Below are 13134 nucleotides of genomic sequence, written 5' to 3'. Positions count from 1 at the left end.
TGTCAATGTTTCACATCATACAAAGTAAAAAAAATTTGTCTAGCCACTAAAACAATAAAAAAATCAATTAAAAAAATATAAAAAACCAAAGACAAATGAAAATTTAGTTTTTTATAAAATCTTCCATCAATAAAAACAAAAAAATGCGACAAAATGCCACATTTTATAAAATAGTAAAAATATTATTTTTTATTCAAATTTTTGAATTGGATCACATTTTTAGCGTTTTTTAACTGCAAATACAATGACAATCAATGAAACTGCCGTTGCTGCAAAACCAGCTAAACCTGAATAAGTAAACCCTACCACAATGTAACCAATAGAAGTCGCTGTTGCAACTGTGGCAGCATAAGGAAGCTGAGTAGTAACGTGATCAATATGATTACATTTTGCTCCCGTTGAAGACAAAATTGTTGTATCCGACACTGGCGAGCAATGATCACCACATACAGCCCCAGCCATTACTGCAGATAAACAAGGAAGCAATAATTCTGGTGCCGCATTCGCTGCCATTGCTGCGGCAATTGGTAACATAATGCCAAATGTCCCCCAGCTCGTACCTGTTGAGAACGCCATCGCTGCACCAAGAACAAAAAGTATAACAGGCAAAAATTGCATTGGAATATTACCAGACACAAGAGAAGATAGATATTTACCTGTTTGCATATCGCCTACGATTTTATTAATTGTCCAAGCAAAGAATAAAATTGCGATTGCGCCTGACATTGATTTAATTCCCACAATCCAAGAACGTGCATATTCAGGAACACTCACTTGACGATCAAGAATAATTAATAAAGTAGAAATAATAATTGAACAAAATCCGCCTACAACCAAAGATGTTCCTACTACTGTGTTTTCAAATGCACCTAAAACACTAAACACTTTTCCATCCGCAGCTAATGCCTCTGCCCCTGTGTAAATCATCATTGAAACTGTAGCGATAATTAAAACTAAAATAGGTAATATAAGATTACGCACGTGACCTTTTGCACCCGTTTCTTCTTCCAACTGATCTTCAGCATTTTCCAAAGCTAATTTTTCGTGACGCACCATTGAAGCAATATCAAAAGAAAAATATGCCACAAAAAACACCATAATAATGGAAAAAATTGCATAGAAGTTCATTGAACTCATAGCCACGAATGCACCAATTGGCGTATATTCAGTAATGGAATAAGTCGCTAATAAACCACCTATTAAAGTAATAATATATGCGCCCCAACTTGAAACAGGCATCATTACACACATCGGTGCAGCCGTTGAATCTAAAATATAAGCAAGTTTCGCACGAGAAACTTTAAAACGATCTGTCACAGGACGAGCAATTGCGCCTACAGCAAGACTATGGAAATAATCATCAATAAAAGTAACAAAAACTAATGATGCCGCTAATAATTTAGCACCGCGACGACCTTTAATACGGCTTTGCGCCCATTCAGCAAAGGCACGATTACTGCCTGATACGGTTAAAAGTGCGGTTAAAACACCAAGCAATAATAAGAACAAAACAATATTCATATTTGAATTGATTTCACCATCAGCATAAACCAAAGAAACCACATTTTTTACCAAATAATTAAATGTGCTGCCGATTTGCCAATCGTTTAACATTAATGATCCAATAACAATCCCCGCACTAAGCGAAACCAAAACACGGCGAGTTGCTATCGCCAAAATTATCGCCAACAAGGCAGGGACGATTGACCAAACAGATGATGAAAAATCAATAAGTTCCATTAAATAATACCTATAATTAATGGAGAGAACGGAAAGCACAGGACAGAATAAGACCAGAACAACCGTAGCGCTCCATAGTTAATCAGAAAAACTATGACAGTGCCGCCCCTTTCGAGTACGCCACCAACCAAACAAAATGACTTTTATTTGATTTCGGCAACTATTCCTTTCTTTTTTCTTCTTCGTTATCCACTCTGAAAAAATACTTATAATAATTGCACCTCTACTTTTGTAGTAATTCGAGAGATTACCGTAAAACAAACAAAATGCCAACAGATTTTGTAAAAAATTTATAAACTCGAATAAAAATATAAAGAAAATAAACACAAAAAAATATATCTGTTTCGATCATTTATTTAATAATAGATATTTACAATAAATTTTATTTTCTCTATTATTAAATAAATTTTCCCACATTTAATGTTATTTATTGAGGTTTATTATGAACGAATTAGTAAGAGGTTTAACAAATCTTCGTAGTTTACGCGCAGCTGTACGTGAATTAACGTTAGAACAAGCAGAAAATGCCCTAGAAAAATTACAAACAGCTATCGAAGAAAAACGTGCTAATCAAGCAGAATTAATTAAAGCAGAGACAGAGCGAAAAGAGCGTTTAGCTAAATATAAAGAATTAATGGAAAAAGAAGGTATTACGCCTGAAGAATTACGAGAAATTTTTGGCACAACAACTGTATCCACTCGAACAAAACGTGCTCCACGCCCTGCAAAATATGCCTTTATTGATGAAAATGGTGAGCATAAAACTTGGACGGGTCAAGGTCGCACACCACGTCCAATTCAAAATGCATTGAACAAAGGTAAATCATTATCTGATTTCGAAATTTAATTTTTCTATTTGAAACTAGAACTCATTTTTATGGGTTCTATTTTTTTATTTAAACATAGCACACAACATTATGATCGAAAAAAAAATATTACTCACTGATTGCCCTGATGATAAAGGCTTAATCGCAAAAATAACTAATATTTGTTACAAACATCAACTAAATATTCTGCATAATAATGAATTTGTAGATTTTGAAACCAAGCATTTCTTTATGCGTACAGAATTGGAAGGTATTTTTAACGAAGCTACTTTATTAGAAGATCTAAAATATAGCTTACCCGAAGGAACGAATTGTCGATTGATTAGCACCCAATGTAAGCGAATTGTAATTTTAGTCACAAAAGAAGCTCACTGCCTTGGCGATATTTTAATGAAAAATTATTATGGTGCGCTTGATGTAGAAATTGCGGCAGTCATCGGCAACCACGATAATTTACGTGAACTTGTTGAACGTTTTAATATTCCATTTCATTTGATTAGCCACGAAAACTTAACCCGTGTGGAACATGACAAATTACTGGCAGAAAAAATTGATGAATATACGCCAGATTATATTGTTCTCGCTAAATATATGCGTGTGCTAAACCCTGAATTTGTCGCGCGTTATCCAAATCGAGTGATTAATATCCACCATTCATTCTTACCTGCTTTCATTGGTGCCAAGCCTTATCAACAAGCCTATGAACGAGGTGTAAAAATTATTGGTGCAACTGCACATTTTATTAATAATGAATTAGATCAAGGCCCAATCATTATGCAAAATGTGATTAATGTGGATCATACTTATAATGCAGAAGCGATGATGCGTGCTGGTCGTGATGTGGAAAAAACCGTGCTAAGTCGCGCCCTTGATCTCGCTTTACACGATAGAATTTTTGTTTATAAAAATAAAACGGTGGTGTTGTAATGGAAAAAATTACTCTTGCACCAATAAATGCGGTTGAAGGAACAATTAATTTACCAGGTTCTAAAAGTTTATCAAATCGCGCATTACTTTTAGCCGCCTTAGCGAAAGGCACAACAAAAGTAACCAATTTATTAGATAGCGATGATATTCGACATATGCTTAACGCCCTCAAAGCATTGGGCGTACGCTATCAACTGTCTGATGATAAAACTATTTGTGAAATAGAGGGATTAGGCGGAGCATTCAATATACAGAATAATCTTTCACTCTTTCTTGGCAATGCTGGGACTGCAATGCGTCCATTAACCGCAGCACTTTGCTTAAAAGGAAAAACCGAAAGCGAAATCATCTTAACAGGTGAACCTCGTATGAAAGAACGACCTATTCTTCATTTGGTCGATGCGCTACGCCAAGCAGGGGCTGATATTCGCTACTTAGAGAATGAGGGTTATCCTCCGCTCGCAATTCGCAACAAAGGGATAAAAGGTGGAAAAGTCAAAATTGATGGTTCAATTTCATCTCAATTTTTGACCGCACTTTTAATGTCTGCGCCACTTGCAGAAAATGACACAGAAATAGAAATTATCGGTGAACTAGTCTCTAAACCCTATATTGACATTACCCTTGCAATGATGCGAGATTTTGGTGTTAAGATTGAAAATCATCACTACCAAAAATTCTACATTAAAGGCAATCAATCCTATATTTCGCCTAATAAATACTTGGTAGAAGGCGATGCATCATCAGCCTCTTACTTTCTTGCAGCTGGCGCCATTAAAGGAAAAGTGAAAGTAACAGGCATTGGCAAAAATTCAATTCAAGGCGATCGTTTATTTGCTGATGTATTAGAAAAAATGGGGGCAAAAATCACTTGGGGAGAGGATTTTATCCAAGCCGAATACGCTGAATTAAATGGTATTGATATGGATATGAACCACATTCCAGATGCCGCAATGACGATTGCAACCACTGCTCTTTTTGCCAACAGCGAAACCGTCATTCGCAATATTTATAACTGGCGTGTGAAAGAAACAGATCGTTTAGCAGCAATGGCAACCGAATTACGTAAAATCGGTGCAGAAGTCGAAGAAGGCGAAGATTTTATTCGTATTCAACCGCTTGTACTCAATCAATTTAAACACGCCAATATTGAGACCTATAACGATCACCGTATGGCAATGTGTTTTTCTCTAATCGCACTATCAAACACACCAGTGACAATTTTAGATCCTAAATGTACTGCCAAAACCTTCCCAACATTCTTTAGTGAATTTGAGAAAATTTGCTTAAGAGATTAAGTAAAAAAGTGCGGTCAATTTCAAAAAAGTTTTCAAAATTGACCGCACTTTCATTCCATTCTTAAAAACAAATCCTAAATCAAGATTATTTATACCGTTTTTTTACCGCACTTTTATCTTGCTCACGTAATCGTTCTAGTTTTTCCTTGATCTGAATTTCCATACCTCTATTTGTTGGAAAATAATATTGAGTGTCTTTTAATTCAGGCGGGAAATAATTTTCACCAGCTGCATAAGCGTTAGGTTCATCGTGGGCATAACGATATTCTGCACTATAGCCAAGCTCTTTCATTAAATTAGTCGGCGCATTGCGTAAATGTGGGGGAACATCGTAATCGGGTAAATCTTTCGCTTGCTGTTTTGCAGTATTAAACGCCGTATAAACTGCATTGCTTTTTGGAGCAACCGCAAGATAAATGATGGCTTGGGCAATGGCACGCTCCCCTTCATAAGCCCCCACTCTAGTAAAGCAGTCCCATGCAGCCAATGCGACTTGCATAGCGCGAGGATCTGCATTTCCCACATCTTCTGAAGCAATGGCAAGTAATCGGCGCGCGACATATAGAGGATCGCCACCTGCCGTTAAAATTCTTGCATACCAATACAACGCAGCATCTGGAGCAGAACCTCGGACAGATTTATGTAGAGCAGAAATTAAATCATAGAAACGATCGCCTTGTTTATCAAATCTCGCTTGACGTTCGCCCAGGACTTCTTTTAATAAAGTGCGGTCAATTTTCTTTCCATTTTCCGTTTCATCCGCCATATCCACCATTAATTCGAGGCAATTCAAGGCTAATCGAGCATCCCCATTAACATATTCGGCAAGTACTTGCAGTAAATTCTCTTCTAAAATTAACCGCTCTTTACCCAATCCTCGTTCAGGATCTTCTACAGCTTGCTGCAAAACTTGTTCAATTTCAGCCGTTGTAAGTGATTTCAGCACATACACTCGGGCACGAGAAAGCAACGCATTATTTAGCTCAAAAGAGGGATTTTCTGTTGTCGCCCCAATGAAAATAACAGTTCCGTCTTCAATATGCGGTAAAAATGCATCTTGCTGGCTTTTATTAAAACGATGGACTTCATCCACAAATAAGATAGTTTTACGATCCGCAAGACGATTTTGTTTTGCACGATCAATGGCTTCACGAATTTCTTTGATACCACTCGTTACCGCAGAAATTAGTTCAACCTCCGCATTAATACGCTGAGCAATAATTTCTGCGAGTGTTGTTTTCCCCGTACCTGGTGGTCCCCAGAAAATCATAGAATGAATATGTCCAGCTTGAATCACTTTTCGCAGTGGTTTGCCCTCGCCAATTAAATGGCTTTGCCCAAAATACTGCTCTAGACTCGTTGGACGCATCTTGGCTGCCAGTGGACGAAAATCATTTTCGGCAAAATCAAAATTGAAGTTCGACATTTTTATTTCTCACAAGATTGAAGGGCGTATTTCTACGCCCTTATTTAAAATGATCATTTGTTATTTTTTACGTTGATCATCCACTTCAACGCCTTTTTCTGGCTTGAATTGGAACAAACTGTCAGACAAAGCTTGATTAGTAATATTACGTAAAGCATAAAGATTGGTTTGCCCATCTTTCTCGGTCGTACTGAAATTTCTTAATACGCCATTGGCATCGACACGAATATCAAATTGCTTAATATTGCTTGTTGATAAGGTTGGTTTTAACACAAAGGTATCCGCTTGTTGTGTTACCGTATATTGATGCCAATGGGTCTTATCATCACTGGTAAGCAACACGAAAGGCGTGTTATTTACCGCATCTTTAACCCATTGTGCCGTTACCTGTTGCACAAATGGATCATAGAACCATAAGGTTTTACCATCAGAAATAATCTGGGTTTCTTGAGGGGTTTTAGTCTCCATGCGGAATAAATTTGGGCGTTTAATTTGAAGTTTGCCACTTCCTTGTTGAACATTCTTGCCACTTCCAGAAGTCACTGTTTGCACAAATTCTGCGCTTAAAACATCGACTTTAGCCAAACGCATTTGCAATTCACTTGCCGCATCAGCCAATGCAAAATTACTCAAACCAAGTAAGGTAAGTGCGGCAAATTTTAAGGTTGTTTTTTTCATTTTACTTTCCTTTTAAATTAATATTCTAGACGATGCGATAAAATCTCACGCTTACCATTTTGCATTGGGCTGACAATCCCTTGTTCTTCCATTTGATCCATAATGCGAGCGGCTCGGTTAAAACCTACGCTGAATTTACGTTGAATAGAAGATACTGAAGTTGTACCAGTATTAATAACAAAATCCATTACTTCATCAAAGAGTGGATCTAATTCTCCACCACTTGATATTCCTTTTTCTGCATTATCTTCATCATCCACACTTTCCAAAATTCCATCAATATAATCAGGTTTACCACGTGCTCGCCAATCATCCGCAATATTAATTACTTCGTCATCACTCATATAGGCTCCGTGTACGCGAATTAAATCAGATGAACCTTGTCCAGAATAAAGCATATCTCCACGACCCAAAAGAGCCTCTGCGCCACCTTGATCAAGGATAGTGCGTGAATCAATTTTACTTGCAACGGTAAAAGCAATGCGACTTGGAATATTTGCTTTAATTAAACCAGTAATCACATCCACAGAGGGGCGTTGTGTGGCTAAAATTAAATGGATACCAATGGCTCGGGCTTTTTGTGCCAACCGTGCAATGAGTTCTTCGATTTGCTTACCCGCCACCATCATTAAATCAGCAAACTCATCGACAATAACCACAATATAACTCAATTTTTTCAATGCGGGGGGCATTGCATCCATTGTATCGCCCTGTCGCCAAATTGGATTCGGCACTGGCATTCCCATTGCGTCATATTCATCAATTTTTTCGTTAAAACCTTCAATATTGCGTACTCGTAGAGCTGAAAGCAACTGATAACGACGTTCCATTTCATCTACGCACCAACGCAACGCATTAGCGGCTTTTTTCATATCCGTTACAACTGGTGTCAGTAAATGCGGAATATCATTATAAACAGAAAGTTCGACAACTTTAGGATCGATCATGATGAATTTCACATCTTCTGGCTGAACACGATAAAGTAAACTTAGAATCATCGTATTCACACCAACAGACTTACCTGATCCCGTTGATCCTGCTACCAACAAATGTGGCATTTTCGCTAAATCAACAATGACTGGTTTTCCACTAATATCTTTCCCTAAAGCAATAGGTAAAGTTGCCTTGCTATCACGGAATTCATTACTATCTAACACATCACGTAATGGCACCATTTGACGATGAAGATTTGGTGTTTCAATACCAATATAAGGTTTACCCGGAATAACCTCTGCCACACGAATAGAACGAAACATCAATGCTCTTGCTAAATCGGTATCGATGCTCGTAACTTTTGATGCTTTCACACCGGGCTGTAATTCTAATTCATAACGCGTAACAACAGGGCCAACAAGCACATCTTTTACGCTGGCTTTTACATTAAAATTGCGTAATTGTTGTTCAATACGCTGTGAGGTTTCCATTATTTCATCTGGTGTAATACGTTGTTCACTTGGCGGATGTTTTGAAAGCAAGTTCAAACTAGGTAATGGCGTACTCGGTTTTTCACGTTTAGTTGTTTGCTGCTGAAATGCAGGATGAATCAAACTACCACTGTAACCTTTATAATTAGGCTCTTGATTTTTGTCTAATTCAATTGCGTCCACATTATTCTGTAAAGATACGCTAAATTTCACTTCATCTTTTTCTAAATCTGCCTTTTCATCAACTTGAGCAGCAAAATGATTATCTGCCATTTCAGTATCAGACGTTGATTTTAATGAAACTGTTGGTATTTCATCATTTGTCAGCAAAGAAACTTGCGTAAAATCATCCGCACTTTGATTAATTGCTAGATCTTCTTGAACAACTGTTTTTACAGGCTTATTCCAAACTGCTACAAAATCATTTTTACTTACTCTTTGTTCATCTGAATCACTCGATAAATTCACACTAGGCAAGCTTTCAGAATCAAACCCAAAAGAAAATTGCGGTTTTTCACTATCTTCGTTAGCGAGTTCATATTCTGATTTTATAGAAACCTCTGGATTTAACCCGCTAATATTAATTAAATGTGATGAAGATGCGTCAATTGAAATATTTTCTGCTTCTAATGATGGCTTTACTGTTTCTATTTCACTGTTTTGTTCTACATTGAGAGGATTTTGATCTAGATTTTCTGTTTCTGAACGATCTGATTTTACAATCACGATTTGCTCTAATTCTTCTGTTGATTTTTCTTGTTCAGCATTTTCTGATTGCTCATTCTTCATTGTTAGCCAATAATAAAATGCAACAATTAATCGAATTAATGATGCGCCAGAACAAAAAATAAAGCCAATTAAAGCAAACACAAAACCAATTAAAATTGAACCGAATTTACCTAATACAGGATAAAACCAATTTACAACAAGCGATCCACCCAATACGCCGCCACTCAAATAAAAAGTATTACTTGATAAAAGCAACATACTCACTACACAAAGCCCAATAATCAGCATAATAAATCCGAAACTACGCAGAATAATTCGAGTGCAGGAAAGATGTTTAACTGCTTTTGTTTTCAATAAATAAATAGGCACGAGAAAAGCGGTGAAAGGAATAATATGGGCGACATAGCCAAAAAAAACAAAAAAAAGATCGATTATCCACGCTCCAAATGTCCCCACTTTATTAATTGTGTTTTCATACGCGCTGGCTGTAGCCCAAGAATTATCAAGAGGCGTATAACTTGACCAAGCAACAATCAAATAAAGTCCAAAAAGTGCGGTCAATCCTAGCAAAAATTCAGCTAAATACTGTCTTGGCGTAAATCGTTCTGTAATTTGTTTAATCATATCATTTCAATACAAGGAAATTAGTTTGTTTTACTTCTTCCATCACAACATAAGTGCGAGTGTCATTTACACCTGGTAAACGCAATAATGTCGTCCCCAGCAATTTTCGGTATTCAGCCATATCTGCCACACGAGTTTTTAATAAATAATCAAAATCGCCCGATACCAAATGGCATTCTTGAATTTCATCTAACTCTTGAATCGCCGCATTAAATTCTTCAAACACATCGGGCTTACCCCGTACTAATGTAATTTCAACAATTACTAGCAATGGCGCATCCAATAATTCTGGATTTAACAGCGCGCGATACCCCATAATCACACCTTGTTTTTCCAAACGTTTAACGCGTTCTAAACAAGGCGTTGGCGAAAGCCCCACTTTTCTCGACAAATCGATATTGGAAATTTTACCATTGCGTTGTAATTCATTCAGAATTTTTATATCTATCGCATCCAATGCTTTATTTCGTTTTTTTTCCATTTTCTTTATTTCTTTACACATAAAAAGGAACAACTATTCTACAGAATTTCACTTTCATTTTCATTTTCATTTTCAGTAGGCAATGATTTTTTTATAAATTATCTAACACAGCGAGCGCATCCGTGAGTTTTTTTACAGTAAAAACCTGCATATTTTCGACCGCACTTTTCGGCTTATTACCAAAAGGAACAATAGCACGTTTAAAACCGTGTTTTGCAGCCTCGCTAATACGTTCCTGTCCACTTGGCACAGGACGAATTTCTCCCGCTAATCCAACTTCGCCAAAAATCACTAAATCTTGCGGCAAAGGGCGATTACGGAAACTAGAAATTAACGCAAGCAATAAGGCTAAATCCGCACTTGTTTCACTAACTTTTACACCACCAACGACATTTACAAAGACATCTTGATCCGCCATTTGCAAACCTCCGTGTCTATGTAAAACCGCCAATAACAACGACAAACGATTTTGCTCTAACCCCACCGCAACACGGCGAGGATTCGCCAGCATTGAATGATCTACTAAAGCTTGAATTTCAACTAAAAGAGGGCGGGTGCCTTCCCAAAGCACCATCACGGAACTGCCCGATGTAATCTCATCCCCACGACTTAAAAAGATCGCCGATGGATTTTTCACTTCTCGCAAACCTTGTTCGGTCATACCAAATACACCTAATTCATTCACTGCACCAAAACGGTTTTTATGGCCACGCAAAGTACGATAGCGAGAATCGGCCTCGCCTTCTAATAGTAATGAACAATCAATAGCATGCTCTAACACTTTCGGCCCTGCAAGCGTACCGTCTTTCGTTACATGCCCCACCATAATAATGGCAACTTGGCGGGTTTTCGCATAACGAGTGAGGAAAGAAGCACATTCACGCACTTGTGCCACACTGCCTGGCGATGATTGAATATCTGCTAAATGCATTACTTGAATGGAATCCACCACTATAATTTGCGGTTTTAACTGATCCGCCAAATTACAAATCTGTTCCACAGAGGTTTCTGACAACATTTTTAATTGATCGTTTGGCAATCCCAATCGACTTGCACGCATCGCAACCTGTTGTAACGATTCCTCTCCCGTCACATAAAGTGCAGTCATATTTTTCGCTAAACCACACATGACCTGTAATAACAATGTACTTTTCCCTGCACCAGGATGCCCACCAATTAAAATCGCACTGCCCGGTACGATCCCACCGCCCAATACCCGATCTAATTCATTAAAGCCACTGGAAAAACGTGGTGTTTCTTGCAAACTAATTTCAGAAAGGGTTTGAATTTTTGCCTGAGTTTCCCCCGCATAGCCACTAAAACGATCATTTTTTGATTTTGCCGTGGAAATTAACCGCACTTCCGTAATGGTATTCCACGCTTTACAAGCCGAACATTGCCCTTGCCAACGAGAAAACTCTGCACCACAATCGTTACATACATAAGCTGTTTTCGGGGCTTTAGCCATTTCATTCTCCGTATTTGCCGTGGGTAAGTATACCCACAGTTAATTTATGTTTATAGTGGTTCCCTTTTGGGAAACATCAAACTACCCCAACGGGGTAGCACTGAGACTAGCCTAGGGTATACCTACCCTAGGTTACATTAAATCCCCTCAGTTAATTATGGTTATACTAGCCCCCTTTGGGGAACATCTAACTACTCCAACGGAGTAGCACTGAGATTAGCCTAGGTATACCTACCCTAGGTCATAAGATAATTCCATTAATTTGATCATTCGCTCAAAATAAACTCTACTTTTCAAAAGTGCGGTCAATTTTTCAATAGTTTTTTCATTGTCTTTCGTTTCACTATGAAAACGAATCAAGTCACGAATTTCAGCAAAGATTTTCTGATTGCTTTCTAACAGATCTGGTAATAGCGTTTCTTTTTGTTTCTCTATTGCCACTGTTTCTAGGATTTTTCCATTTTCATCATAATAATGATAAAGATTAAAAAATGCCCCAACTCGCTCCACTGTTTTCATAAAATCTTGACTAAAAAGTGCGGGAGAAAAGGATAAGGTTTCTTCCAAAAGTTTCTGTTCCATTTTCAATACGGAATTAAATTTTACACAAAAATCTACCGCACTTTCTTCTCGTTCTTCTTTTAAGAAATCACGCCATTTATTTAACCAATCCGTCAAAAATTGTTTTGAACCTAACAAATAACCTCTCTTCGCTTTACTTGCACTACTAAAATAAATATCTCTTTCAAAAGGCAAAGTTTCCACAAAATCAAAAAGATCCTGCACATTTCCAGATTTCAATTCAAACTCAATTTCACAAATAGGCTGTTCATATTCGCCAGCAATAATTTTGCCTTGATCGAACGCCACTTCAATTTTGGATTGTTGAAATTCAACTAACCAAAAAGTGCGGTTAAAATCCGTGGAGAAAATAGGTTGTAGTGTAGAACGAGGTAATTGTTCAAAAGGATAAAGTTCTCTTAATTGGGCATTGGTTGGCGTTTCTTTTTCAGTTAATGATAAATTATATTCTGGGCGACTATGCAATCCACCAACAACTTCGCCGTTGGTTTTAAGCGTTAATGTAAGTTCCTGATCTTCTTGACGAATACGTAATCCCATTTTTTGTTTAGCAAGAAAATAATCGGGATAATCATAATAGGTGTTGCCCAAAAATAAATTTTGATGTTCTAAAATCGTAAATTTTGCGAGATATTGTGGCAATTCAATACCTATTTGTGGCGAAATCGCCAATTTTAATTCAATTTCTTGTAGCATAATATTTCCCCACTCAAATAAACTGGTTAAATATACAATACAATAAAAATAAATCAAGATTTTTGTGATGCTTTACTTTACATATTAAGCACCTACAAACAAATTTATATTTATTGTGATTAAAATATTGCGACTAAAAATACAAAATAATCCGAAAAACATACAACAAATTTCATCGGATAAAATTGATAATTTTAAATAACAAAGCCAGATTAAAATGTGAATATTTGCTAA

10 protein-coding genes and 1 riboswitch are annotated in these 13134 nt (G+C 37.1%); of the genes, 3 read left to right on the top strand and 7 right to left on the bottom strand.

Annotated features, from left to right (window positions below; genetic code table 11):
- Positions 1 to 219: 219 nt before the first annotated feature.
- Positions 220 to 1740, bottom strand: a complete 1521-nt coding sequence (locus ACPT8Q_RS05900; RefSeq protein WP_050949118.1) for a Na+/H+ antiporter NhaC family protein — start codon at positions 1738 to 1740, stop codon at positions 220 to 222.
- Positions 1741 to 1797: 57 nt separating this feature from the next.
- Positions 1798 to 1974, bottom strand: a riboswitch (Lysine riboswitch).
- A gap of 208 nt (positions 1975 to 2182) precedes the next feature.
- Here ACPT8Q_RS05900 and ACPT8Q_RS05895 point away from each other — a divergent pair.
- From ACPT8Q_RS05895 to aroA, 3 genes are all read left to right on the top strand, one after another.
- Entirely contained in the window at positions 2183 to 2587 is a 405-nt protein-coding gene (locus ACPT8Q_RS05895; RefSeq protein WP_050845834.1) for an H-NS family nucleoid-associated regulatory protein, read from the top strand.
- A gap of 70 nt (positions 2588 to 2657) precedes the next feature.
- Positions 2658 to 3494 (top strand): formyltetrahydrofolate deformylase, encoded by an 837-nt coding sequence (purU, locus tag ACPT8Q_RS05890; protein ID WP_050845835.1) that lies wholly within the window; start codon positions 2658 to 2660, stop codon positions 3492 to 3494.
- Positions 3494 to 4792: a 3-phosphoshikimate 1-carboxyvinyltransferase gene (gene aroA / locus ACPT8Q_RS05885; protein WP_050949117.1), complete on the top strand. Its 1299-nt coding sequence runs from the start codon at positions 3494 to 3496 to the stop codon at positions 4790 to 4792. The genes purU and aroA overlap by 1 nt, the downstream gene beginning before the upstream one ends.
- A gap of 85 nt (positions 4793 to 4877) precedes the next feature.
- Here the strand turns inward: aroA and ACPT8Q_RS05880 are convergent, their stop codons facing one another.
- From ACPT8Q_RS05880 to ACPT8Q_RS05855, 6 genes are all read right to left on the bottom strand, one after another.
- Positions 4878 to 6218, bottom strand: coding sequence for a replication-associated recombination protein A (locus tag ACPT8Q_RS05880; RefSeq protein WP_050949116.1), 1341 nt, complete (start codon positions 6216 to 6218; stop codon positions 4878 to 4880).
- A 60-nt stretch (positions 6219 to 6278) separates the two neighbouring features.
- A complete protein-coding gene (gene lolA / locus ACPT8Q_RS05875; protein WP_050847573.1) occupies positions 6279 to 6896 on the bottom strand; it encodes an outer membrane lipoprotein chaperone LolA in 618 nt (205 codons plus the stop codon).
- 17 nt (positions 6897 to 6913) lie between these two features.
- Positions 6914 to 9673, bottom strand: a complete 2760-nt coding sequence (locus ACPT8Q_RS05870) for a DNA translocase FtsK (protein ID WP_050949115.1) — start codon at positions 9671 to 9673, stop codon at positions 6914 to 6916.
- Between the two features lies 1 nt (position 9674).
- On the bottom strand, positions 9675 to 10154 hold the full coding sequence (lrp, locus tag ACPT8Q_RS05865) for a leucine-responsive transcriptional regulator Lrp (RefSeq protein WP_005653255.1): 480 nt from the start codon (positions 10152 to 10154) through the stop codon (positions 9675 to 9677).
- 91 nt (positions 10155 to 10245) lie between these two features.
- Positions 10246 to 11622, bottom strand: a complete 1377-nt coding sequence (gene radA / locus ACPT8Q_RS05860) for a DNA repair protein RadA (RefSeq protein ID WP_050949114.1) — start codon at positions 11620 to 11622, stop codon at positions 10246 to 10248.
- 231 nt (positions 11623 to 11853) lie between these two features.
- Positions 11854 to 12900: a CYTH domain-containing protein gene (locus ACPT8Q_RS05855; RefSeq protein ID WP_050949113.1), complete on the bottom strand. Its 1047-nt coding sequence runs from the start codon at positions 12898 to 12900 to the stop codon at positions 11854 to 11856.
- Positions 12901 to 13134: the final 234 nt, after the last annotated feature.

Source organism: Haemophilus sp. HN_Hi10 (assembly GCF_049821985.1).
GTDB classification, from domain to species: Bacteria; Pseudomonadota; Gammaproteobacteria; order Enterobacterales; family Pasteurellaceae; genus Haemophilus; species Haemophilus influenzae_D.
The sequence above is the reverse complement of the archived record's forward strand: the minus strand, read 5'-3'. Positions and strand labels throughout refer to the sequence as shown.

Bases quoted from the DNA above. Each gene is read 5' to 3' on its own strand.
- aroA (WP_050949117.1), top strand. From the start codon at position 3,494: ATGGAAAAAATTACTCTTGCACCAATAAATGCGGTTGAAGGAACAATT.
- ACPT8Q_RS05895 (WP_050845834.1), top strand. From the start codon at position 2,183: ATGAACGAATTAGTAAGAGGTTTAACAAATCTTCGTAGTTTACGCGCA.
- ACPT8Q_RS05880 (WP_050949116.1), bottom strand. From the start codon at position 6,218: ATGTCGAACTTCAATTTTGATTTTGCCGAAAATGATTTTCGTCCACTG.
- ACPT8Q_RS05900 (WP_050949118.1), bottom strand. From the start codon at position 1,740: ATGGAACTTATTGATTTTTCATCATCTGTTTGGTCAATCGTCCCTGCC.
- radA (WP_050949114.1), bottom strand. From the start codon at position 11,622: ATGGCTAAAGCCCCGAAAACAGCTTATGTATGTAACGATTGTGGTGCA.
- lrp (WP_005653255.1), bottom strand. From the start codon at position 10,154: ATGGAAAAAAAACGAAATAAAGCATTGGATGCGATAGATATAAAAATT.
- purU (WP_050845835.1), top strand. From the start codon at position 2,658: ATGATCGAAAAAAAAATATTACTCACTGATTGCCCTGATGATAAAGGC.
- lolA (WP_050847573.1), bottom strand. From the start codon at position 6,896: ATGAAAAAAACAACCTTAAAATTTGCCGCACTTACCTTACTTGGTTTG.
- ACPT8Q_RS05855 (WP_050949113.1), bottom strand. From the start codon at position 12,900: ATGCTACAAGAAATTGAATTAAAATTGGCGATTTCGCCACAAATAGGT.
- ACPT8Q_RS05870 (WP_050949115.1), bottom strand. From the start codon at position 9,673: ATGATTAAACAAATTACAGAACGATTTACGCCAAGACAGTATTTAGCT.